Annotated in this window: 20 protein-coding genes; 8 read left to right on the forward strand and 12 right to left on the reverse strand. The window is 70.3% G+C overall.

The window, feature by feature from the left end; all coding sequences use genetic code 11:
- Nucleotides 1-20: 20 nt before the first annotated feature.
- The 5 genes from AC1PMG_RS14495 to prmB all read right to left on the reverse strand — a co-directional run bounded on the left by AC1PMG_RS14495 (nucleotide 21) and on the right by prmB (nucleotide 6,761).
- Nucleotides 21-2,060, reverse strand: a complete 2,040-nt coding sequence (locus tag AC1PMG_RS14495; protein WP_481111676.1) for a motility hub landmark protein FimV — start codon at nucleotides 2,058-2,060, stop codon at nucleotides 21-23.
- A 504-nt stretch (nucleotides 2,061-2,564) separates the two neighbouring features.
- A complete protein-coding gene (locus AC1PMG_RS14500) occupies nucleotides 2,565-3,590 on the reverse strand; it encodes an aspartate-semialdehyde dehydrogenase (RefSeq protein WP_481109343.1) in 1,026 nt (341 codons plus the stop codon).
- Nucleotides 3,591-3,690: 100 nt separating this feature from the next.
- A complete protein-coding gene (locus AC1PMG_RS14505) occupies nucleotides 3,691-4,728 on the reverse strand; it encodes a 2-hydroxyacid dehydrogenase (RefSeq protein WP_481109344.1) in 1,038 nt (345 codons plus the stop codon).
- Nucleotides 4,721-5,824, reverse strand: coding sequence for a chorismate synthase (gene aroC, locus AC1PMG_RS14510; protein WP_342073821.1), 1,104 nt, complete (start codon nucleotides 5,822-5,824; stop codon nucleotides 4,721-4,723). The genes AC1PMG_RS14505 and aroC overlap by 8 nt, the downstream gene beginning before the upstream one ends.
- Nucleotides 5,825-5,834: 10 nt before the next feature.
- Nucleotides 5,835-6,761: a 50S ribosomal protein L3 N(5)-glutamine methyltransferase gene (gene prmB / locus AC1PMG_RS14515; RefSeq protein ID WP_481109345.1), complete on the reverse strand. Its 927-nt coding sequence runs from the start codon at nucleotides 6,759-6,761 to the stop codon at nucleotides 5,835-5,837.
- Nucleotides 6,762-6,840: 79 nt separating this feature from the next.
- On the opposite strand from prmB, the gene AC1PMG_RS14520 reads away from it, so the two are divergent.
- Nucleotides 6,841-7,491, forward strand: coding sequence for an SCO family protein (locus AC1PMG_RS14520; protein ID WP_209031873.1), 651 nt, complete (start codon nucleotides 6,841-6,843; stop codon nucleotides 7,489-7,491).
- On the forward strand, nucleotides 7,488-8,333 hold the full coding sequence (gene asd, locus AC1PMG_RS14525) for an archaetidylserine decarboxylase (RefSeq protein WP_481109346.1): 846 nt from the start codon (nucleotides 7,488-7,490) through the stop codon (nucleotides 8,331-8,333). The genes AC1PMG_RS14520 and asd overlap by 4 nt, the downstream gene beginning before the upstream one ends.
- A 391-nt stretch (nucleotides 8,334-8,724) precedes the next feature.
- On the opposite strand, the gene AC1PMG_RS14530 is transcribed toward asd, so the two are convergent.
- Entirely contained in the window at nucleotides 8,725-10,323 is a 1,599-nt protein-coding gene (locus AC1PMG_RS14530; RefSeq protein WP_481109347.1) for a transglycosylase SLT domain-containing protein, read from the reverse strand.
- Between the two features lie 333 nt (nucleotides 10,324-10,656).
- Here AC1PMG_RS14530 and AC1PMG_RS14535 point away from each other — a divergent pair, with 333 nt between their 5' ends.
- On the forward strand, nucleotides 10,657-12,162 hold the full coding sequence (locus AC1PMG_RS14535; RefSeq protein WP_481109348.1) for a helicase HerA-like domain-containing protein: 1,506 nt from the start codon (nucleotides 10,657-10,659) through the stop codon (nucleotides 12,160-12,162).
- Nucleotides 12,163-12,376: 214 nt separating this feature from the next.
- Here AC1PMG_RS14535 and nudK read toward each other — a convergent pair whose 3' ends face one another.
- Nucleotides 12,377-12,979: a GDP-mannose pyrophosphatase NudK gene (gene nudK, locus AC1PMG_RS14540; RefSeq protein WP_481109349.1), complete on the reverse strand. Its 603-nt coding sequence runs from the start codon at nucleotides 12,977-12,979 to the stop codon at nucleotides 12,377-12,379.
- A 248-nt stretch (nucleotides 12,980-13,227) separates the two neighbouring features.
- Between nudK and AC1PMG_RS14545 the strand changes: the two genes are divergently transcribed.
- Nucleotides 13,228-14,508: a hypothetical protein gene (locus AC1PMG_RS14545; RefSeq protein ID WP_481109350.1), complete on the forward strand. Its 1,281-nt coding sequence runs from the start codon at nucleotides 13,228-13,230 to the stop codon at nucleotides 14,506-14,508.
- Nucleotides 14,509-14,569: 61 nt separating this feature from the next.
- Here the strand turns inward: AC1PMG_RS14545 and AC1PMG_RS14550 are convergent, their stop codons facing one another.
- On the reverse strand, nucleotides 14,570-16,009 hold the full coding sequence (locus tag AC1PMG_RS14550) for a rhomboid family intramembrane serine protease (RefSeq protein ID WP_481109351.1): 1,440 nt from the start codon (nucleotides 16,007-16,009) through the stop codon (nucleotides 14,570-14,572).
- A 109-nt stretch (nucleotides 16,010-16,118) separates the two neighbouring features.
- Between AC1PMG_RS14550 and greB the strand changes: the two genes are divergently transcribed.
- Nucleotides 16,119-16,625, forward strand: a complete 507-nt coding sequence (gene greB / locus AC1PMG_RS14555; protein ID WP_017911327.1) for a transcription elongation factor GreB — start codon at nucleotides 16,119-16,121, stop codon at nucleotides 16,623-16,625.
- 42 nt (nucleotides 16,626-16,667) lie between these two features.
- On the opposite strand, the gene rimO is transcribed toward greB, so the two are convergent.
- Nucleotides 16,668-18,059 carry a 30S ribosomal protein S12 methylthiotransferase RimO gene (rimO, locus tag AC1PMG_RS14560; protein ID WP_481109352.1) on the reverse strand — a complete coding sequence of 464 codons (1,392 nt, stop codon included), beginning with the start codon at nucleotides 18,057-18,059 and terminating at the stop codon, nucleotides 16,668-16,670.
- A 155-nt stretch (nucleotides 18,060-18,214) separates the two neighbouring features.
- Here rimO and AC1PMG_RS14565 point away from each other — a divergent pair, with 155 nt between their 5' ends.
- The 3 genes from AC1PMG_RS14565 to AC1PMG_RS14575 are packed head-to-tail and all read left to right on the forward strand — an operon-like array spanning nucleotide 18,215 to nucleotide 19,489.
- Nucleotides 18,215-18,877 carry a dienelactone hydrolase family protein gene (locus AC1PMG_RS14565; protein ID WP_152236093.1) on the forward strand — a complete coding sequence of 221 codons (663 nt, stop codon included), beginning with the start codon at nucleotides 18,215-18,217 and terminating at the stop codon, nucleotides 18,875-18,877.
- A gap of 8 nt (nucleotides 18,878-18,885) precedes the next feature.
- The gene (locus AC1PMG_RS14570; protein ID WP_481109353.1) at nucleotides 18,886-19,293 is read left to right on the forward strand and encodes an HIT family protein; all 408 of its coding nucleotides are present in this window, start codon (nucleotides 18,886-18,888) and stop codon (nucleotides 19,291-19,293) included.
- Between the two features lie 28 nt (nucleotides 19,294-19,321).
- Entirely contained in the window at nucleotides 19,322-19,489 is a 168-nt protein-coding gene (locus tag AC1PMG_RS14575; RefSeq protein WP_003467495.1) for a LiaI-LiaF-like domain-containing protein, read from the forward strand.
- Between the two features lie 133 nt (nucleotides 19,490-19,622).
- On the opposite strand, the gene AC1PMG_RS14580 is transcribed toward AC1PMG_RS14575, so the two are convergent.
- The 3 genes from AC1PMG_RS14580 to apbC all read right to left on the reverse strand — a co-directional run bounded on the left by AC1PMG_RS14580 (nucleotide 19,623) and on the right by apbC (nucleotide 21,745).
- Nucleotides 19,623-20,150 (reverse strand): RDD family protein, encoded by a 528-nt coding sequence (locus AC1PMG_RS14580; RefSeq protein WP_481109354.1) that lies wholly within the window; start codon nucleotides 20,148-20,150, stop codon nucleotides 19,623-19,625.
- A 40-nt stretch (nucleotides 20,151-20,190) separates the two neighbouring features.
- Nucleotides 20,191-20,763 carry a dCTP deaminase gene (dcd, locus tag AC1PMG_RS14585; RefSeq protein ID WP_010340509.1) on the reverse strand — a complete coding sequence of 191 codons (573 nt, stop codon included), beginning with the start codon at nucleotides 20,761-20,763 and terminating at the stop codon, nucleotides 20,191-20,193.
- Between the two features lie 130 nt (nucleotides 20,764-20,893).
- Nucleotides 20,894-21,745, reverse strand: coding sequence for an iron-sulfur cluster carrier protein ApbC (gene apbC, locus AC1PMG_RS14590; RefSeq protein WP_267099148.1), 852 nt, complete (start codon nucleotides 21,743-21,745; stop codon nucleotides 20,894-20,896).
- Nucleotides 21,746-22,469: the final 724 nt, after the last annotated feature.

Consider the following 22,469-nt stretch of genomic DNA (forward strand, 5'->3'; position numbering starts at 1 on the left):
CCGCGCGCCGCCTGCCGCCATCAGTCCAGCCGCCCCAACAATTGCAGCGCCTCGGCGCGCGCGGCCGGGTCGCCGCTGGCCGCGACCTCGGTCAGCAAGGTGCGTGCGGTTTCGTTGTCGCCCAGATCCATGTAGGCCACCGCCAGTTCCAGGCGCTCGCGGCCCGCCGGCGGATACGGCGACGGCGCTTCGGCTGGTGCCGATGCCGGTGCCGGTGCTGCAGGCTGGTGCCAGGTCGGCTCCTGCCGGCCGCCGCCGGCATCGGTGTCGGCAGGGGCGTCGCCGCCCGGCACTGCGACCACCGGCGACGGCTGCCGCCACGGCGCCTCGGCAGCCGGCTCGGCGACCGGTGCGGCCTGCGGATGGGAGTCGGCCGCGTCGACGGGATGGACATCGTCATTGCCAGCGGACAGCGACGCGTCGGCCGGCGCATGGCGCAGCGTCTGCTGCGCCAGTGCGCGCTCGAAGGCGTCGTCGTCGAGTGCGATGTGCTGATCGGCGTGATCGTGGTGATCCGCGTGATCGTCGGCAACATGGTCGGCGCGCTCCCACTCTTCCAGCGCTTCCCCGTCGCGGACAGCCTGCGCCTCCTCGGCCAGCGGCTCGGCCGGCTCCAGCGGCGGCAGTTCCGGCGCATCGACGTCGCGGTGCGCGACCACCGGCACCGCGGCGCTCGCGGCCAGCGCGGCGTCGTCGTCGCGCGGCAGCGGCGGCAGCGGCGAGGGCTTGCGCCGGCGCGACAGCAGCCAGGCACCGAGGCCCAGCACCAGCAGGCTCAGCCCGCCCCACAGCCAAAGCGGGAACCCGTCATTGGCCGGCGCTTGCGCGGGCGCGGCCGGCGCCGCCTTCCCGGCCTGGGCCAGGCGCTTCTGCGCCGCGGCCAGGTCGCTGTCCTTCAGCGCGATCAGTTGCTGCTGCTGGGCCTTGAGCTTTTCGAGCTGCTCCACCCGCGAGCGCAGTTCCTGGACCTCGGCATCGCGTGCCGCAAGGTCTTCGCGCGCCTGCTGCAATTGTTGGGCTGCCACCATGTCTCCTTCGTCGCCGGCACCGGTGCCGGACTTGGTTCCCGCCTCGCGGCGCGTCGCCGGCACCGCCGGCGCGATTTCCAGGCGTGCGCCGGCGGCAGCGGCCGGCGCCGCGGCGGCCGGCTTGGGCGCAGTCTGCGCCGTCGCCGCGTCCTGCTGCGCCTGTGCCGGCTGCGGCACCGGCGCACGCGCCTGGCGCCATTGCGCCGCCTGCTCGCGCACCACCGCCTCGGCGGCGGCGGCATCCAGGCTAGCCAGATCCTCCTCGCGCGGAGTGCGCAGCACCGCGCCCTGCTTGAGCAGGTTGAGATTGCCGCGAATGAAGGCGTCCGGATTGGCGCGCAGCAGCGCGACCATGGTCTGGTCCAGCGAATGGCCGTTGCCGCGCGCGAGCTGGCCGGCGATCTGCGACAACGTCTGCCCGGCGCGCACCGGCGCCAGCGCATCGCCAGGGGCAGCCGCGGGGGCCGGCGCAGGACGCGGCGTGGCGGCCGGCCTGGCGCTCGGCGTCGTCGACGTCGCGGCGGCGGCCGGCGCCGGCGTCGCGGTGGACGCCTCGCGGGCAATCCGGTCGGACGGCTGCGCCGCGGCCGGCGCATCGATCGCCGGCGCATCGATCGCGGCGGCGGTGTTGGGCGCATCGATCAGCGCGGAGTACTCGCGGATCAGCCGCCCCTGGCCCCAATCGACCTCGATCAGGAAGCTCAGCGACGGCACGTCGACCGGCATGCGGCTGCTGACCTGGATCACCGCGCGGCCCTTGCGGGTCTGGGTGAAACGGAACTGCAGATCGCTGACCAGGCCCTGCGGGCGCTCCAGCCCGACCCGCGCGAAGGTCGCCGGCGAGGCCAGCGCCACCCGTGCCCGCTCCAGTTCGCCCGGCTCGTTGGAGATCACCGGGATCTCGGCCAGGAACGGCTCGCCCGGCTTGGACAGCACGCGGATATCGCCCAGGCCCAGGGCCAGCGCGGCCTGGCTGCATGCCAGCAGCAACAGCGCCGCGGCCACGCGACAGACGTGGCGCAGCCCGCGCACGGCGGACACCGCATCGCCGCGACGGCGACGGAACAAACGTGGTTGTAGGCGCATCCCGCCCCTGCCCCTTGGAGTCATGTCCATCAATATATATGAAGCGGGGATTGGGGATTTGGGATTGGGGATTCGTTGCGGGTGCTGCATTGCGGGGAGTGCGCTCGCGCGGGGTACGCAAGCAGCTTCTTCCCTTGCGGGATCAGGGACCGACAAGCACTGCAACGCCGCTTGTCCCGTAGGAGCGGCTTCAGCCGCGATGGCGTTCCCGGGAATGCTTCGTCGCGGCTGAAGCCGCTCCTACCCGGGCACCCGTCAGCATCGTGCCCGCATGCGCTATCGCAGCCCGTCTTTGCAGCACAACGCGGACGCCCGACACGACAACGGCCAGGGCATGCGCCACTGGCCGTTGCGTGTCTGCCGGGATATTGGGCGCTACGCAGCCATGGAACAGCCAGCGCTGCGCAGCGCTTTACGAATCCCCAATCCCGACTGCCAAATCCCGGCCCCTCAGCCCTCCTGGGCGACCAGCTCGGCCAGCTGCACCGCATTGAGCGCGGCGCCCTTGCGGATGTTGTCGGCCACCACCCACAGGTTGAGGCCGCGCGGGTGCGAGAAGTCCTCGCGGATGCGGCCGACGAACACCGGGTCCCTGCCGGAGGCATGGGTCACCGGGGTCGGATAGCCGCCGGCCTTGTGCTCGTCGACCACTTCCACGCCGGGCGCCTGACCCAGCAGCGCGCGCGCCTGCTCGACGGTGATCTTGCGCTTGGTCTCGATGTTGACCGCCTCGGAATGGCCGAAGAACACCGGCACGCGCACCGCGGTCGGGTTCACCAGGATGCTGCTGTCCTCGAGGATCTTCTGCGTCTCCCACACCAGCTTCATCTCTTCCTTGGTGTAGCCGTTGGGCTGGAAGTCGTCGATGTGCGGGATCAGGTTGAAAGCGATCTGCGCCTGGAACTTCTGCGGCTCGATGTCCTGGAACGCCAGCAGCTGCGCGGTCTGCTTGCCCAGTTCCTCCATGCCCGAGCGGCCGGCGCCGGACACCGACTGGTAGGTGGCCACGTTGATGCGCTCGATGCCGTACTCCTTGTGGATCGGCGCCAGCACCGGCATCAGCTGCATGGTCGAGCAGTTGGGGTTGGCGACGATGCCGCGCGGACGGTTCTTCAGCGCGTGCGGATTGACCTCCGACACCACCAGCGGCACGTCGTCGTCGTAGCGGAAGGTCGAGGAGTTGTCGATCACCACCGCGCCGGCCGCGGCGAACTTCGGCGCGTATTCCTTGGAGATGCCGCCGCCGGCCGAAAACAGCGCGATGTCCACGCCGGTCGGGTCGAACGTGGCCAGATCGAGCACGGTGACCTTCTGGCCGTTGAACTCGACCTGGCCGCCGGCCGAGCGCTCGGAGGCCAGCGGGTACAGCGTGGCGACGGGGAAACCGCGCTCGGCGAGGATGCTCAGCATGGTTTCGCCGACGGCACCGGTGGCGCCGACGACGGCGACGTTGAAACGACGGGTTGCATTGCTCATGGAAGATTCGATCCGCAGAAAAAGAAGGGGAGGAACAGCCGCACTGCCACGTGGATTCGGGGAACCTGCCGTGCGCGTCGCGCGCGGCGCCGCAGGCTCCCTATCGTTTTTTGTCCGCAATCGCCCGCGCGCCGATGCCAGCCGCGGCGATCGCGTCCAGGTTCAGCGCGTTGGGCGGGCGCCCGGCGTCGGCGCCGATGCCCAGCGCGGCGAGCAGGTTGTCCACCGCCAGTGACACCATCGCGCGGCGCGTGGCCACGCTGGCGCTGCCGATGTGCGGGGTCAGCACCACGTTGCGCAGCGCCAGCAGCTCCGGACGGATCACCGGCTCGCCTTCGAACACGTCCAGCCCGGCCGCGGCCAGACGGCCGTTGGCCAGCGCGGCGGCCAGCGCGATCTCGTCGACCAGACCGCCGCGGGCAATGTTCACCAACGTGGCGGTCGGCCGCATCTTCGCCAGCGCCGCGGCATCGACGACGTGGTGCGACTGCGTGCTGTACGGCAACACCAGCAGCAGGTGGTCGGAGCGCGCCAGCAGGTCGTCGAAACCGACGTACTCGGCGCGATGCGCGCGCTCCACCTCGGCCGGCAGGCGGCTGCGGTTGTGGTACAGCACGCGCATCGAGAAGCCGGCGGCGCGGCGCGCGATGGCCTGGCCGATGCGGCCCATGCCGAGGATGCCGAGCGTGCTGCCGTGGACATCGGCGCCGAGCATGGTCTGGAACGACCACTGCTGCCACTGCCCCGCACGCAGCCAGCGCTCGGCCTCGCCGACGCGGCGCGCGGCGGCCATCAGCAGGGCGAAACCGAGATCGGCGGTCGTCTCGGTGAGCACGTCGGGGGTGTTGGTGGCGACGATGCCGGCCGCGCTGAGCGCGTCCAGGTCCAGATTGTTGTAGCCGACGCCGACGTTGGCGATGGCGCGCAGCCGCGGCGCGCCGGCGATCTCGGCGGCGCCGATGCGTTCGTTGAGGGTGACCAGGGCGCCGTCCAGCGGCGCCAGCGCCTGCGCCAGGTCCTGCGGCGAATACTTGGTCACGTCCGCGGTGGTGGTCAGCGCGCAATACTCGCCCAGCCGTGCGACGACATCGTCGAACAGCGGCTGGCTGACCCACACCCGCGGCCGCGACTCAGCCATCGCCACCGCCGGGGATGCGCGGTGTCACCGTGCCGACGTCGCCGCATTGCGCGCGGTGGCGCAGCGCCTGGTCCATCAGCACCAGCGCCATCATCGCCTCGGCGATCGGGGTGGCGCGGATGCCGACACAGGGGTCGTGGCGGCCGGTGGTGATCACGTCCACCGCCTGCCCGTCCACGTCCACCGTGGCGCCGGGCAGGCGCAGGCTGGAAGTGGGCTTGAACGCCACCGAGACGACGACCGGCTGGCCGGTGGCGATGCCGCCGAGCACGCCGCCGGCGTGGTTGGACTGGAAGCCGTCCGGCGCGATCAGGTCGCGGTGCTCGGTGCCCTTCTGGGTCACCGCGGCGAAGCCGTCGCCGATCTCCACGCCCTTGACCGCGTTGATGCTCATCATCGCCGCGGCCAGTTCGCCGTCGAGCTTGCCGTAGATCGGCTCGCCCCAGCCCGCCGGCACGCCGTCGGCGACCACGGTGACGCGCGCGCCGATCGAATCGCCGGACTTGCGCAGCGCATCCATGTACGCCTCCAGCTCCGGCACCTGCGGCGCGTGCGGCCAGAAGAACGCGTTGTCCTCCACCGCGTCCCAGGCGAAGCCCTGCGGCAGCAGCGGCCCGAGCTGCGACAGGTAGCCGCGCACGCGCACGCCGTAGCGCTGCGCCAGCCACTTCTTGGCGATCACGCCGGCGGCCACGCGCATGGTGGTCTCACGCGCGGAGGAGCGCCCGCCGCCGCGCGGATCGCGGATGCCGTACTTCTGCCAGTAGCTGTAGTCGGCATGGCCCGGACGGAACTGCCGGGCGATGTCGGTGTAGTCCTTGCTGCGCTGATCGGTGTTGCGGATCAGCAGGCCGATCGGGGTGCCGGTGGTGCGGCCCTCGTAGACCCCCGACAGGATCTCGATCTCATCGGCTTCGCGCCGCGCCGACGTATGCCGGCTCTTGCCGGTGGCGCGGCGCTGCAGGTCGTGGGCGAATTCGCTGGCGTCCAGTTCCAGCCCCGGGGGGCAGCCATCGACCACGCAGCCGATCGCCGGCCCGTGCGATTCGCCGAAGGTGGTGACGGTCAGCAGCTTGCCGAAACTGTTCGCGCTCATGTCGCTTGCGTCACCGGTCCGCGGCCAGCGCGGCGATGCGCGCATGGTGCGTCAGCAGCTCGCTGCGCTCCACCGCGAAGATGCCCATCTGCCCGACCTTGAACTCGACCCAGGCGAAATCCACCTCCGGCAGCAACTGCGCCAGCGCGCGTTCGGACTCGCCGACCTCGCAGATCAGCAGGCCATCCTCGCTCAGGTGCGCCGGCGCGTCGCGCAGGATCTTCAGCGCCAGGTCCAGGCCGTCGTCGCCAGCGCGCAGGCCCAGTTCCGGCTCGTGCGCGTATTCCGGCGGCAGCGCGTCGGTCTCGGCGTGGGTGACGTAGGGCGGATTGGTCACGATCAGCTCGTAGCGGCGCCCGCCCAGCCCGGCGAACAGGTCGGACTTGACCAGTTCGACGTTGTCGGCCAGCAGCCGTTCCTTGTTCTCGGCAGCCAGGCTCAGCGCGTCGTCGCTGATGTCGACCGCGTCCACCTGCCAGTTCGGGTTGTAGTGGGCCATGGCGATGGCGATGCAGCCCGAGCCGGTGCACAGGTCCAGCGCGCGCTCCACCGGGCGGCCAGCCAGCCACGGCTCGAAGCCGGCCTCGATCAGCTCGGCGATCGGCGAGCGCGGCACCAGCGCGCGCGCATCGCTCTTGAAGCTGAGCCCGGCGAACCAGGCCTCGCCGGTCAGGTAGGCGGCGGGGATGCGCTCGGCGATGCGGCGCTCGAACAGCGCCAGCACCTGCGCCTTCTCCGGCGTGGTGACCCGCGCGCTGCCATAGGCCGGACCGAGGTCGTGCGGCAGGTGCAACGCGTGCAGCACCAGTTGCGTGGCCTCGTCCAGGGCGTTGTCGTAGCTGTGGCCGAAGCTCAGCCCGGCGGCGTTGAAACGGCTGGTGCCGTAGCGGATCAGGTCGATGATCGTGTGGAGTTCGGCGGCCGCTTCGGCAGTCATGGCAACAGGCAAGGCAATTCGGCCCCCGATTATAGAGGCCCGGCCGCTATGATGAGCGTTCGTTGCATGGGAAATCAGTATGTTCAACCGCACCTTCGGCATCGTCCTGGTGGTTGCCCTGGCCGCCGGCCTGGGGCTGCTGCTGGCCCAGAAGTACTTCGGCGGCAGCGCCGCCCCGGCCTGGCCGGAGACCCGCACGGTGCGCATGTACCCGCAGCCGCGGCCCCTGCCCGACTTCCACCTGCGCCAGACCGACGGCACGCCGCTGGTGCCGGGCGAGCTCAAGGGCCACTGGACCCTGGTGTTCCTGGGCTTCACCGCCTGCCCGGACGTGTGCCCGACCACCCTGGCCGACCTGGCGCGCGCGCAGAAGCAATGGGAGACCTTGCCGGACACGCTGCGCCCGCGCGTGCTGTTCGTCTCGGTCGACCCGCAGCGCGACACCCTGCCGCGGCTGGGCGAGTACGCCCACGCCTTCCACAAGGACACCATCGCCGCCACCGCCGACGTGCCCGAGCTGGAGCGCTTCGCCACCGCGCTGGGCTTCGTGTTCCAGAAGGTGCCCGGCAAGCATTACGCCGAGAACCCCAACGACTACAGCATGGACCACTCCGCCGCGATCGCGGTGCTCGACCCGCAGGGTCAACAAGCCGGGCTGATCCGCCCGCCATTCGATGCCGCGGCGATCGCCGCCGACCTGCAGGCCCTGACCAAGGCCACCGCCCCATGAGCCTGACCACCCGTTTGACCTACGTGCTGCCGCACCGGCTGCTGTCCTCGCTGGCGCGGCGCCTGGCCTACTCGTCGCGGCCCGGGCTCAAGCAGTGGCTGATCGACACGGTGGTGCGCCGCTTCGGCGTGGACCTGAGCGAGGCCGCGCAACCGGATGCGCGCGCCTATCCGACCTTCAATGCCTTCTTCACCCGTGCGTTGAAGCCGGGCGCGCGCGTCGCCGATCCCGATCCGCAGGCGCTGCTGATGCCGGCCGACGGCCGCATCAGCCAGCTCGGGCGGATCGAGGATGGGCGCATCTTCCAGGCCAAGGGGCAGTCGTTCACCGCCGCCGAGCTGCTCGGCGACGACGCCGCGGCGGCGCCATTCGCCAATGGCCTGTATGCCACCGTGTACCTGTCGCCGCGCGACTACCACCGCGTGCACATGCCCTGGACCGGCACCCTGCGCGAAACCGTGCACGTGCCGGGGCGGCTGTTCAGCGTCGGCACCGACGCGGTGCGCAACGTGCCGCGCCTGTTCGCGCGCAACGAGCGCCTGGTCTGCCATTTCGACACCGACTTCGGCCCGATGGTCTCGGTGATGGTCGGCGCGCTGCTGGTGTCCGGCGTGGAAACGGTGTGGAGCGGCGTGGAGATCCCGCGCTATGCAGACCGCATCACCCGTAAGGACTGGCGTGGCAAGGGCATCACCCTGCAGCGGTTCGAGGAAATGGCGCGCTTCAACTACGGCTCCACGGTGATCGTGCTGCTGCCGCCCGGCGTGGCCGCGTTCGATCCGGCGCTGAAGGCGGAATCGCCGGTGCGGCTGGGACAGGCGCTGGCGCGGCTGGTGCGCTGAGGTGTGAGAGGGCCGCGCTGCGGCCCTTTGTGGGACGTGTTTTTGTGGGAGGGACTTCAGTCCCGACGCCTGGACGGTGAGGTGCCGCCAACCTTTTGTTGACGACAGGAACGCCGCACACCCAACACTGCGGCAGCCGTACCCTCATCCGGCGCTTGCGCGCCACCTTCTCCCGGGGGGAGAAGGGACTGGATTGCGCTTTTGTCTCGCAACTGGTGTGCAGCGATAGCCCCACTGCGGGAGGGACTTCAGTCCCGACGCATGGACGGTGACAGACGGTCTGTTCGCAATGGATGACCGAAAAGCCGTACGCCCAACACTGCGGTCGACCGCACCCTCATCCGGCGCTGCGCGCCACCTTCTCCCCCTGGGAGAAGGAAGCGACAGTGCCCTACTTCTCGCAGCCCACCAGCTTCAGCGACTGGCCCGGCTTCAGCGCATAGCCCGGGGCGCGCAGGCCGTTGGCCTTGGCCAGTTCCTTCAGGTCGCAGTCGTGGCGGTCGGAAATCCGGCCCAGGGTGTCGCCCTTGGCCACGCGGTAGCTGCGCACCTGCTTCTGCTTGGGCTTGGCCGGCGCGGGACGACCGGTGGCCACCGTGGTCGGCACGCCGGCGACCGGGCTGACGTCGCCCACCGCCACGTTGCCGGTGAGGTCGGCGGCCGGCGCCGGGCTGCCGCTGCGCACGGCGGAGGTGACGTCGGCGGTGATCAGCGCGCGGGCCAGGTCGGCGCGCGGGCCGCTGACGCAATAGCGGTTGTACAGGCCGACGATCTTGGTGGTGGCGTTGATGGTCACCCCGGCCGGGATCCAGCCGTCCGGCTCGTAGCGCGGGTTGAGGTTGCGCAGCGCGCGCATGTAGCCGTCGCGGGTGCCGTCGCTGCCCAGGCAGATGGTCAGTTCGTAGATGGTGGTGGACTTGGCCAGGCGCAGCGTGGCCGGCTGCGCGTTGATCTTGGGGAAGGCCACGCCGTACTGCTGCGGGTGCAGGAAGATCCACGCCGCGGCGATCACCATCGGCACGTAGTCCTTGGTCTCGGCCGGGAACTGGTTGTACACCGACGCGTCCCAGAAACTGCGGCCGGGCATCTGGTTGAACACGCGCGCGGCGCGGCCTTCGCCGCCGTTGTAGCCGGCCAGGGCCAGTTCGACGCTGCGATTGAGCTCGGCCATGCGCTCGTTGATGTAGACCGCGCTGGCCTCGGCGGCGCTGCGCGCGTCGTAGCGGGTGTCGAAGCCGGTACCGTCCGGGCCCAGGCCGAAGCGGCGCCCGGTGGCCGGCATGAACTGCATCAGCCCGGCAGCGCCCACCCGCGAATTGGCGTGCACGCGGCCGTTGGATTCCTTGGCGATGATGCCGAACAGCAGCGCTTCCGGCAGGCCGCGCTTCTCCCATTCCGGCCACATGATCGCGCGCAGGTTCTGGTAGTTCTCGTAGCTGCTCATCAGCGCCGGGCGCATGTCGGTGAGCCAGCGGCGGATGCCGGCCTGCACCGCCGGGTTGTACTCCACCATCGAATCGAAGGCGTGGCGCTTGTCGTTGAGCAGGCGCGCCGCGCGCGCGGCTTCCGGCACGTCGGCGGCGAGCGGGCTGATGTGGTCGGGGTCGGCCTGCAGCGGCGCCGAGTCGTCGTCGGCTGCATCGGTGTCGCTGGCCTGGCCCTGCGCGTCGGCCTTGGCTTTCAGCAGGCGCTTGTACGCGCCCAGATAGGTGCCCACCTCGCAGCCGCGCTGCTTGATGCAGGCCTGGATCACGTCCTCGATGTCCTCCAGCGCGGCGTCGCTTTCCTGGGTGCCCTTGGGGTCGCTGTTGCCGACCAGCACCAGGGCGTCGTTGTAGCGCTTCTCGGCGGCGGCCAGGCGCTGGTCGAGGACGGCGATGGCGGCCTGGTCGCGGGCGGACACGCGGGCTTGGGCGGCAGGAGCGGTGCAGGTCAGCGCCACGGCAGCCGCGACGGGCCACGCGTGGGTGAAGCGGAACGGAAGGGGCATGGTGGGACGCGGCGACGGAAAGGCCGCAGGGTAGCCCCCGCCGTCGCATCGCGGCAAGGTCGCCGCGGCCGGGGTCCGGCCCACGGCGGGGCCTGGGTTCATCGCCGGCAGCCATCCCGCACCGCAACACAAGGAGCGCGCGCCGGCTCCCGCGCCACCGATGTCGTCCACCATGCCGGTGCCGCACCCGCGAACGACCAAACCTCGCAAAGACCGCGGTTGGCCGGGAGTGCCGGCAGTTGCAGGCCGGCGCAGCGCACCTGTAGGAGCGCGCACGCGTTCGGCCATGCCGCGTACGTTCTAGAATCCGGGCATCTCATTGCGGACCCCGATATGGACCCGATCCTGCTAGGCAAAGGCGTGACCGACGACATCGCAGTGCTGCTGCAACCGCGCCTGGGCAACCGCCACGGCCTGGTCGCCGGCGCCACCGGCACCGGCAAGACCGTGACCCTGATGACGCTGGCCGAAGGTTTTTCGCGGATCGGCGTGCCGGTGTTCCTGGCCGACGTCAAGGGCGACGTGGCCGGCCTGGCGCTGCCCGGCGACGGCAGCGAGAAGGTGCTGCAGCGCGCCCGGGACATCGGCGTGGCCGACTACGCCCCGGCCGCCAACCCGGTGCTGTTCTGGGATTTGTACGGCAAGCTCGGCCATCCGGTACGCACCACCGTCAGCGAGATGGGCCCCACCCTGCTGGCGCGCGTGCTGGAACTCAACGACACCCAGGCCGGCGTGCTCGACATCGTGTTCAAGCTTGCCGACGACCGCGGCCTGCTGCTGCTCGACCTGGACGACCTGCGCGCGCTGCTGGCGCTGGTGGTGGAAGAGCGCAAGGACATCTCCACCGAATACGGCCTGGTCAGCGCGCAGTCGGTGGCCGCGATCCAGCGTGCGCTGCTGCGCCTGGCCCAGGACGGCGGCGAAGGCTTCTTCGGCGAGCCAGCGCTGGACCTGGCCGAGCTGATGCGGGTCGACCACGACGGTCGTGGCGTGATCGGCATCCTCGCCGCCGCGCAGCTGGTGCTCAAGCCGCGCCTGTATTCGACCTTCCTGCTGTGGCTGCTGTCGGAACTGTTCGAGCGGCTGCCGGAAGTGGGCGACCTGGACAAGCCGAAACTGGTGTTCGTGTTCGACGAGGCGCACCTGCTGTTCGACGATGCGCCACCGGCGCTGGTGCAGCGCATCGAGCAGGTGGTGCGGCTGATCCGCTCCAAGGGCGTGGGCGTGTACTTCTGCTCGCAGTTCCCGGACGACGTGCCCGACAGCATCCTCGGCCAGCTCGGCAACCGCGTGCAGCACGCGCTGCGCGCCTACACGCCGCGCGACCAGAAGGCGGTGCGCACCGCCGCCGAGACCTTCGTGGCCAATCCCAAGCTGGACGTGGCCAAGGCCATCTCCCAGCTCGGCACCGGCGAGGCGCTGGTGTCCACGCTGCAGGACAAGGGCGTGCCGGCACCGGTGCAGCAGACCCTGATCGCCCCGCCGCGCTGCCGCATGGGCGCGATCACCGACGCCGAGCGTGCGCAGGTGCGCGCCGGCAGCCCGGTCGGCACGCGCTACGACACGCCGGTCAATCGCGAATCGGCGGCGGAACTGCTGGCGCGCCGGGTCGAGCAGAGCGCCGACCACAGCGCCGCGCCGCCGGCGCGCACCCGCGAACAGGACGAAGCGCAGGACAGCGGCTTCGGCCAGGCGGTCAAGGACGCCGTGTTCGGCACCAAGCGCCGCCAGGGCATGCTGGAGGCGATGGCCAAGCAGACCTCGCGCACCATCGGCAACCGCATCGGCCAGCAGATCGTGCGCGGCATCTTCGGCAGTATCTTCGGCGGCAAGCGCTGAGCGCGGCGCGTGTGATATGCGCGCCGTGGGGTCCAGGCCATGGGCATCCCGTCAGAACGGCTTCAGCGCATCTGCAAAAGCGCGCTTTGCCGCGGCCAGCGCGTAGGTCATCGCACTCGTCGGAGCGGCTTCAGCCGCGACCGGGCTTTCCCGATAATGCCGGTCGCGGCTGAAGCCGCTCCTACGGTATCCGCGCCATCCCGCAACGCCCGCGCTACGCGAGCAAGCCGTGCAGCTTGGCGTACTGCAACAGCATGATGGTCTTGGCGTCGGCGATCTCGCCGGTGGCGATCATCGCCAGCGCGGCATCCAGCGCCAGCTCCAGCACTTCGATCTCTTCGCCCTCGGCGGCCACGCCACCGCCGGCACCGACCTTGTCGCGATCGACATACTCGCCCACGAAGAAGTACAGCCGCTCGGTCACCGAGCCGGGGCTCATGAACGCCTCGAACACCTTGCGCACGTTCTCGATCCGGTAGCCGGTTTCCTCTTCGGTTTCCTTGCGGATGCAGGTCTCCGGATCGTGGCGATCGAGCAGGCCGGCGCAGGCCTCGATCAGCATGCCGTCGGGATTGCCGTTGAGCAGGGTCGGCAGGCGGAACTGGCGGGTCAGCATCACCGTGCCCTTGGCGCGGCTGTACAGCAGGATGGTCGCGCCGTTGCCGCGGTCGTAGGCCTCGCGCGTGAGCGCCTGCCAGCTGCCGTCGTGGCGCTGGAAATCGAAGCTGACCTTGCGCAGCACGTACCAGTTGTCCGACAGCACTTCGATGTTGGTGACGCGCACGCGCGGGTTGCCGGAAACGAAGGAAGGGTCCAAGCGAAACTCCAAGGGACAAGGGACACGGCAGGCCGCAGGCGCAGCACCCGCCACACCTCTGCCGCCGTTCGACCGGGCAGTGTAGCCAGCACGCACATCTGCGCGCCGGCACGGGGTGCGCTTTGCGCAGTCGACCACACTCCCTCGGTGCCGCCGTCTGCATCGCGCCACCGCCCCCAGCCAGCCTCCCGATTGCGCGCGCCGCAGCCGACCCGCACAATCGTCACACTTCGTAGACAGGGGGCGTCATGGAAGACCGTCGTCGCGTGGGCGCAGGCCGCGCACACCGCAGCACACCCGAACCGTTCTGGGCGCGCACCCGCGCCATCGCGCTGTATCCGCTGCGCGGCGGCGCGCTGTACGCGCTGATCGCACTGACCCTGTGCAGCCTGCTGGGCATGCTGCCCGGCATCGGCTGGATCCTCGGCATCGTCACCACCCTGGCGATCTACAAGTACGCCTTCGAGATCCTGCGGCACACCGCCGACGGCTACCTGGACGCGCCGGAACGCGGCTTCGACATCGGCGACGGTGTGGTGCTGCGGCTGCTGGCGATGATGATCCTGCTCGGCGTGGCGGTGTTCGCCGCGCTGCTGCTGACCGGGCCGGTCGGCGGCCTGCTGATGCTGCTGGCGGTGGTGCTGCTGCAGCCGGGCATCCTGATTTCCCTGGCGATGGACGGCAGCCTGCGCCGCGCGCTGAACCCGGCGGTGTCGATCGGCCTGGCGCTGCGCATCGGCTGGCCGTACCTGGCCGCGTTCGGCCTGCTGTTCGTGATCCAGGCCAGCGCGCTGGGCGCCGCCGCCTGGCTGCAGCGCGCCCTGCCGCCGCTGGTCGCCGACCTGGCGGTCACCGTGGTGACGATCTGGGGCCTGTTCGCCGCCTTCCACCTGATGGGCTATCTGGTCTACCAGTATCACGCCGTGCTGGGCTACGAACCTGCCGCCGACGCCGCGAGCGGCTTCACCCGCCACGACCCGGACCAGCGCGTGCTCGACGAGGCCGAACAGCTGGTACGCGACGGCCACACCGACGACGCGCTGCAGGTCCTGCGTAGCGAAGTGCGCACCCGCGCGGTGAGCCAGGGCGTGCACGAGCTGTACCAGCGCCTGCTGCGCGGCAGTGCGCGCCAGGACGAACGCCGCGAGCACACCCGCCAGTACATCCACCGGCTGCTGCAGGAAAAACAGGAACGCCGCGCGCTGGCCCTGCAACGCGAGGCGCTGGATGCCGATCCCGACTTCGTGCCGCTGCTGCCGGAACAGGCCACGCTGCTGGCCGAACGCGCGCAGCTGGCGGGCCAGTTCCGGCTCGCTGCCGACGGCCTGCAGGCCGCGCTGCGTGCCTGGCCGAAGGCACCGGAACACAGCACCTGGTCGCTGCAGGCCGCCTTGCTGCTTGCAGAACGCTTCGGCGAGGACGCGCAGGCGCGCGGCCTGCTGGAACACGCGCTGAGCCGCTGCGACGACGAGGTGCAGCGCGGCAAGCTGCAGGCGGCGTTGCGTGCGGTGACGATCGCGCCGGTCTAGCGCGTCCTGCGGTGCGCGGAGTGGGACGCGGCAAGCGCCCCGCACGCACCAGGCAGCGCGCTCAGGCGTTGGCGAGCAGGAACCGCGCCTTGTCCGCCTGCGGCAGGTCCGGATAGCGCACGATCAGCCCCTCCAGCACGCGCCGCCACTCCGCCGTGGCCTGGCGTTCGCCATGGCCCAGCGCGAGCCGGAACCAGGCCTGCGCCTGCTGCTCGCGCGGCGAGACCGCATCCTGCGTCAGCAGTGTCTCGGCCTCGGCCAGCATCCCCAGCGCCATCCAGCGCGCGAACAACGCCGCACGCATCGGTGCATCCAGATCGCCGGCCGCGTGCAGCACTCCTGCCTGCTGCCGCGCCTCCTGGGGTGATGCGGCCGACAGGCGCAACAGCTCCAGCGCCCGTGCCCGCGCTGTCGCGGCCTGGCCGGCATTGGCGGCCAGGCGGTAGCGCGCCAGCGCCACATCGAAGCGCCGCGGCGCTTCCACGGCCAGCGCATCCAGCAATGCACCGGCCTGGACGTGCTCCAGCCGGCCCAGATGCGCCTGCGCACGCTCCCAGCGGTCATCGGCCAGCGCCCCGCCATCGTCGCGCAGAAAGGCCTCGCGCGTCTGTCCGGTTGCCACCAGCACCGCACCGAGCAGCGCGCCGACCACCAGGCCGCCGGCATGCGCGTCGAAGCCGATGCCGGCATCGTCGTTGAACAGCAGGTTGTACAGCTCCCAGCCCAGCCACAGCGGCAACAGCGCGATCGCCGGCGCGCGCACGTAGTCGAACAGCACCGCCACCCAGTAGAAGAAGCGCACCGGCCGCCGTCCCCAGACCACGCAGAACGCGCCCATCAGCGCCGCGATGGCGCCGGACGCGCCCAGGCCCGCCTCTGCCTCGCCCCAGCGCCACCACAAGCTCACCGCGCTGGAGCCGAACGCACCGAGCAGGTACACCGCCAGGAATCGCCAGCCGCCGATGGCGCCTTCCAGCAAGGTGCCCAGCGCCAGCAGAAACAACATGTTGCCGACCAGGTGCAGGGCGTCGGCATGCAGGAAGGCCGACGTGAGCATGCGTACCGGCGCCCATTCGGAACTGCGCTCCACATGGCGCAGGGTGAACACGCGCTGCAGCAGCGTGTCGTAGCGCGCGCGCAACGGCGCCCAGGCCTGTTGCGCATCCGCATCCGCGAACGCCGTGCCGTCGCGCATGGCCTGCACGAAGCGCACGTCGTGCACGGTGGCGGCGGCGACGAAGGCCGGCCGCTCCGCCGCCGGCACCTGCTGCAGCCGTGCCAGCGCATCGCGCTGACCGCTGTGCTCCAGATAGCGCGCATAGGCCGGCGCTTCCAGCGCGCCAAGTCCGGAGTCCAAGTAGACGCGCAGTGCCTGCCGTAGCGGCGCCGCGTCGTGGCGTTGCCAGCCGACGTAGACCGCGACGTTGAGCAGGATCAGCAGCAGCGTGACCAGCGGGAAATTCTCCCGCGACAGCGGCTTGTGCAGCGGCAGGATCAACATCGAAGAACGTCCATGTGCGGGGCCGCGCCAGCTTCGGCCATCGCCCGCGGGTGCGCAAGCCGCAGGCACGCGCTAGCATCGCCACCCCCGCTCCACCGCAGTCGCACCGATGAGCCGCTGGCGTCCCCCTGCCGAAAAAAGCACCGCCCTGATCACCCCGGAAGGCCATGCCCGGCTCAAGGCCGAGCTGGAGGAACTGTGGCGGGTGCGCCGCCCCGAGGTGGTCAAGGCGCTGGCCGCGGCCGCGGCCGAGGGCGACCGTTCGGAGAACGCCGAGTACACCTACCGCAAGAAGCAACTGGGCGAGATCGACCGCCGCGTGCGCTACCTGAGCAAGCGTCTGGAAGCGCTGCGCGTGGTTGCCGAGGCGCCGTCCGACCCGCAGGCGGTGTTCTTCGGCGCGCACATCGAACTGGAGGATGCCGACAGCGGCGAACTGCGCCGCTACCGCATCGTCGGTCCGGACGAAACCGACGCGGCGCGCGGCTGGATCAGCATCGATTCGCCGCTGGCGCGGGCGCTGCTGAAGAAGCGCGTCGACGACGAAGTGGAAGCGCAGCTGCCCGGCGGCCGCCACAGCTTCGTGGTGGTGGCGGTGGACTACGCCGCACCGTGAGCGCGCGGCGCCGTGGCGCCACGCATGCCGCCGACTGCAGCGTCAGAGCACCCGCAGATCCAGCGGCTTTGCCGACGACGCCTGCGCCGGCAGCGCATCGCCGAACAGGTCGTGCTCGTCGCTGTCGGTGATCTCCACCTGCACCAGATCGCCCGGCTTCAACCCGAGTTCGCCGCCGTTCTGGATATGCACCAGGCCGTCGATCTCCGGCGCATCGGCCTTGGAACGCGCCACCGCGATGCCGTCCTCCAGCAGGTCGACCAGGCACTCCTGCACGCTGCCGATCTTGGCTTCCAGTCGCGCGGCGGAAATCGCCGCCTGCCGCTCCATGAAGCGCGCCAGCCGCTCCTGCTTGAGTTCCTCCGGCACCGGATCCGGCAGCGCGTTGGCGCTGGCGCCTTCCACCGGCGAATAGGCGAAGGCACCGACGCGGTCCAGCTGCGCGGCGTCCAGGAACTCCAGCAACTGCTCGAACTCGGCGTCGGTCTCGCCGGGAAAGCCGACGATGAAGGTCGAACGCAGGGTGATCTCCGGGCACAGCGCGCGCCAGCGCTGCACGCGCTCCAGGGTGCGCTCCACCGCGCCCGGCCGCTTCATCAGCTTGAGGATGCGCGGGCTGGCGTGCTGGAACGGGATGTCCAGGTACGGCAGCAGCTTGCCCTCGGCCATCAGCGGGATCACGTCGTTCACGTGCGGATACGGATACACGTAATGCAGGCGCGCCCACGCGCCCAGTTCCGACAGACCCTCGCACAGCGCCTTCATCCGCGTCTGGTAGGCGCGGCCGCGCCACTCGCGCTCGGCGTACTTCAGATCCACGCCGTAGGCCGAGGTGTCCTGCGACACCACCAGCAACTCGCGCACCCCGCCCTTGACCAGGCGTTCGGCCTCGCGCAGCACCTCGTCGACCGGACGCGACACCAGGTCGCCGCGCATCGACGGAATGATGCAGAAGCTGCAGCGGTGATTGCAGCCTTCGGAAATCTTCAGGTAGGCGTAGTGGCGCGGGGTCAGCTTGACGCCGATGTCGTCCTCGTTGCTGCCACGACCGCGCGGCAACAGGTCCACGAACGGATCGTGACGCGGCGGCAGCGCCGCATGCACCGCTTCCATCACGCTCTGGTAGTCCTGCGGACCGGACACCGCCAGCACGTCCGGATAGGCCGCGCGGATCTGCTCCGAGCGCTTGCCCAGGCAGCCGGTGACGATGACCTTGCCGTTCTCGGCCATGGCCTCGCCGATCGCCTCCATCGACTCGGCCACCGCCGAATCGATGAAGCCGCAGGTGTTGACCACCACCACGTCGGCCGCGTCGTAGCTGGGCACGATCGCATAGCCCTCCACGCGCAGTTGGGTGAGGATGCGTTCGGAATCGACAAGGGCCTTCGGGCAGCCGAGGCTGACGAAGCCGACTTTGGGGGTCGCGAGAGACATTGGGGCCGGGGTCCGGGGGCCTGGGAGAAAAACAGCGCGCGAAGTATACCGGGCCGTGGCCGCCGGCGCGGCGGCGACCGGCTGTGCGCCCGCTCACCCCGGCTTAGCCTGGGCGATGGATAATCGCCGCTCCCCCACTCCACAGGACTCCCCGCATGGGCCACTGGACCACCCTCGACACCGCTCACGGCCAGGTTTCCGCCTGGCACGCCCTGCCCGAGGGCACGCCGCGCGGCGGCCTGGTCGTCATCCAGGAGATCTTCGGAGTGACCGACTACATCCGCGAGGTCGCCGACCGCTACGCCGCGCACGGCTACGAGGTGCTGGCGCCGGCGCTGTTCGATCCGGTCGAGAAGGACGCGCAACTGGCCTACGACCAGGACGGCGTGCGCAAGGGCCTGGAGCTGGTCGGCGCGCTCGGCTTCGACCGCGCCCTGGACATCGTGCAGGCGGCCGCGCAGGCGCTGGCGCCGGCCGGCAAGGTCGGCACGCTTGGCTACTGCTGGGGCGGCAGCGTCGCGCTGCTGTCGGCGCTGCGCCTGGGCCTGCCCTCGGTGAGCTACTACGGCGGCCGTAACACCCAGTTCCTCGACGAAACGCCGAAGGCGCCGGTGCTGTTCCACTTCGGCGCGCAGGACGGCAGCATCCCGGCGGAGTCGATCCAGCAGCACCGCGAAAAGCTGCCGCAGATGCAGACCTTCGTGTACCCGGCCGGGCACGGCTTCGACCGCCACGTGGACCCGAACCACTACGACGCCGACAGCGCCGAGCTCGCCCGCGAACGCAGCCTGGCGTTCCTCGCCGAGCACCTGGGCTGAGCCGCGGCGTGGCCGACTTCGTCCTCGACCCGCGACTGCAGGCCGACAGCGCGTTCGTCGCCGACGGGCCGCTGTCGCAGGTACGGCTGATGGACGACGCGCGCTTTCCCTGGCTGCTGCTGGTGCCGCGGGTGGCCGAGGTCAGCGAGTGGATCGACCTGGACGGTGGCCAGCAGCGCCTGCTGCTGGCCGAGATCAACCAGCTCTCGCAGTTGCTGCGGCAGGAACCGGGCGTCCAGAAGCTCAACATCGGTGCGCTGGGCAACGTGGTGCAACAACTGCACGTGCACGTGCTGGGGCGGCATCCCGGCGATGCCGCCTGGCCCGGCCCGGTGTGGGGCAGCGGCGCGGCGCAGCGGCTGCCCGCCGAAGAACTGCAGGCGCGTGTTGCGGCGTGGCGCCAGCGGCTACGATAGGCGCCCTTTTTGCGGAAGCCGCGCCTCCATGAAATCCAATGTGATCGCCGCCATCGTGCTGATCGTGATCGGCCTGGTGTTCCTGGCCAACAACCTGGGCTGGACCAACCTGAGCCTGGGCCGGCTGATCGCCACCTGGTGGCCGGCGATCCTGGTCGCGGTCGGCGTCGGCATGCTGTTCGGCCGCGGCAAGTAGGTGGGGCCGGGATTGGGGATTTGGGAGTGGGGATTCGCGAAAGCGATCTCCCACTCTTAACTGCTGCGTTGCGTTAGCCGGTTTCGGGAGCGGCCCCTGCTTGGCGCAGGGGCGCCGTGTCGCGACCGCTGGCTCAGCGGCGGACGTTGACCACGCGGGTGCCGGCGATCAGGTCGTGCAGGCAGCGCTTGTCCTGGCGGAAGATGAACAGCGCGTCCACCAGGGCGTAGATGCCGCCCACGATCGGCACCAGCGAGATCGCCTGGGTCGACAGATAGCGCAGCGCGATCAGGCGCCAGAACGGCGGCTGCCCACCGTCCAGGTCGGCGATGCGGATCCACAGCAGTTTCTTGCCCCAGGTCTGGCCGCTCTTGGCCAGCGGGTAGCCCTGCACCAGCAGGAAGATCACCATGCCCAGCACGCCGTAGCCGAGGGTGGTCAGGAACGACACCTGCACGCCGCTGCGCGCGGCGTCCATGACCTTGCCGAAATAGCCGGTCAGCGCCGCCACCGGCAGGAACGTCGCCAGCGAGATCACGCCGTCGATCAGCGCCGCGCCGAGGCGCTCGCCGCGTCCGGCCAGGACCTCACCGTCGGCGATGCCCGGCCGCGCGGGCGGCAATGCCGCGTCGGGGGCCTGGTAGGGATTGGGGTCGTTCATTGCGCGCTCCTTGTGCTGTCGGAAAGAAGGGAGTGGGAGATCAGGTCTTGGGCAGGGTCACGCCGGTCTGGCCCTGGTACTTGCCGCCGCGATCCTTGTAGCTGGTCTCGCAGACGTCGTCGGCATCGGACTGGAAGAACAGCATCTGCGCCACGCCTTCGTTGGCGTAGATGCGCGCCGGCAACGGCGTGGTGTTGCTGAACTCCAGGGTCACGTGGCCTTCCCACTCCGGCTCCAGCGGGGTGACGTTGACGATGATGCCGCAGCGCGCATAGGTGCTCTTGCCCAGGCACACCACCAGGGTGTCGCGCGGGATGCGGAAGAATTCCACCGTGCGCGCCAGCGCGAAGCTGTTGGGCGGGATGATGCATTCGTCGGCCTCGATGTCGACGAAGCTCTTGGGGTCGAAGTGCTTGGGGTCGACGATGGTCGAGTTGATGTTGGTGAACACCTTGAACTCGCGCGAGCAGCGCACGTCGTAGCCGTAGCTGGAGGTGCCGTAGCTGACGATGCGCTGGCCGTCGACCTGCTTGACCTGGCCCGGCTCGTAGGGCGCGATCATGCCGTGCTGTTCGGACATGCGGCGGATCCAGCGGTCGCTCTTGATGCTCATGGGGGTTCCTGATGCCGGTGGCGGCGGCCGCAGCCTGCGCGCCGGGAGCGCGGCCGACCGATGGGGCCGGCCGCAATGACCGGCGATTCTAGCCGGTCGCGGGGCGTTCGCGGCAGGCGCCGCGCGCCGCTCAGCGCAACGCCGCGGAGATCGGGATGGCCGCGCGCGGGCGCTTGCGCAGTTCCTCGGTCAGGCGCTGCGCGGTGGCCAGGTAGGCCTGCGCCGCGGCCGAGTCCGGTGCCGCGGCCACCACCGGGGTGCCGGCATCGCCCTGCTCGCGGATCGCGATCGCCAGCGGCAGCGACCCCAGCAGCGGTACGCCGTACTGCTGCGCCATGCGCTGGCCGCCGCCCTCGCCGAACAGGTGCTCGACATGGCCGCACTGGCTGCAGGTGTGCACCGCCATGTTCTCGACGATGCCCAGCACCGGCACCTCGACCTTCTCGAACATCTTCAGCGCCTTCTTCGCATCCAGCGTGGCGATGTCCTGCGGGGTGGTGACGATCACCGCGCCGGCCACCGGGATCTTCTGCGCCAGGGTCAGCTGGATGTCGCCGGTGCCGGGCGGCAGGTCGATCAGCAGGTAGTCCAGGTCGTCCCACAGGGTGTCGGCGAACAGTTGGGTCAGCGCCGAGGTCGCCATCGGGCCGCGCCAGATCATCGGCGTGTCCTGGTCCACCAGCAGCCCGATCGACATCGCCTCGATGCCGAAGGCGCGCATCGGCTCGATGCTCTTGTCGTCCGGACTGTCCGGGCGTCCGCTCAGGCCGAGCATCGCCGGCACGCTGGGGCCGTAGACGTCGGCATCCAGCACGCCGACGCGCGCGCCCTGGCGCTGCAGGGCCAGGGCCAGGTTCACGGCAGTGGTGGACTTGCCCACCCCGCCCTTGCCGGAGCCGACGGCGACGACATTGCGGATGCGCGGGTGCGGGGCGAGCTTGGGCTGGACGGCGTGGGCGGGGAGACGCGGGCGATCGGTCATCGGAAAACTCAACAAGAAAGCGTCGGCGACGCAGGCCAGGCATGCGCGCGACGGAAAGGAAACCATGGACCGCACACGGCGCCGCGGGCAGCGGCAGCGGCGCGGGCCGCACAGACACATGACTATACAAGTGTGCCGGTGCAGGGTCCCGCACTGCGGGCGACGCGAGCGCTGGCGACTTTGCGCAAATTGCGCCCGGCGTCGGCGACAACCGGCTTTTCGCCCTTCGGCGACCTCCGCCACGGTCACCCGCGACACAGGCGCCGGGATCGGGGCGCGCCACGCCGCTGGCGGGACCGCCAGCAGTCCCACGCCCCACGATGGAGAGATGTGCTCACCGAAATGGTGCGCCTGCGCCTGTGCCGCGTCGACGGGAGGTCGATCCGGCCCAGTGGGCGCAAGCCTTCCAACGCCCGGCCAGTACCGACGCCGCACCATTCATAAGTGTGAATAAACAACGCCCCGTAATGGTGCAAAGCAGCGCGGAATTTGTCTACGCGGGCGCCATGGCCCGGCGTTTACCGAAATTAGCGGCTCGATCGCCGCAGTTTTCGCTTGTAGACGAAAAAAGTGACAGCCACGTACAAACTGCGTTAAGTCCGTGTTACGTTTGGGTTGGTCGCAGGATGCGACCCCACTTTCAAGGCACATGTCGCGGCACGAGGCCCCTCGCCTTATCGATTGATTTTCGGGGATAGAGAAAGATGACTGCTCGTCATACTCG

The organism is Xanthomonas sp. NCPPB 2250, from assembly GCF_056725265.1.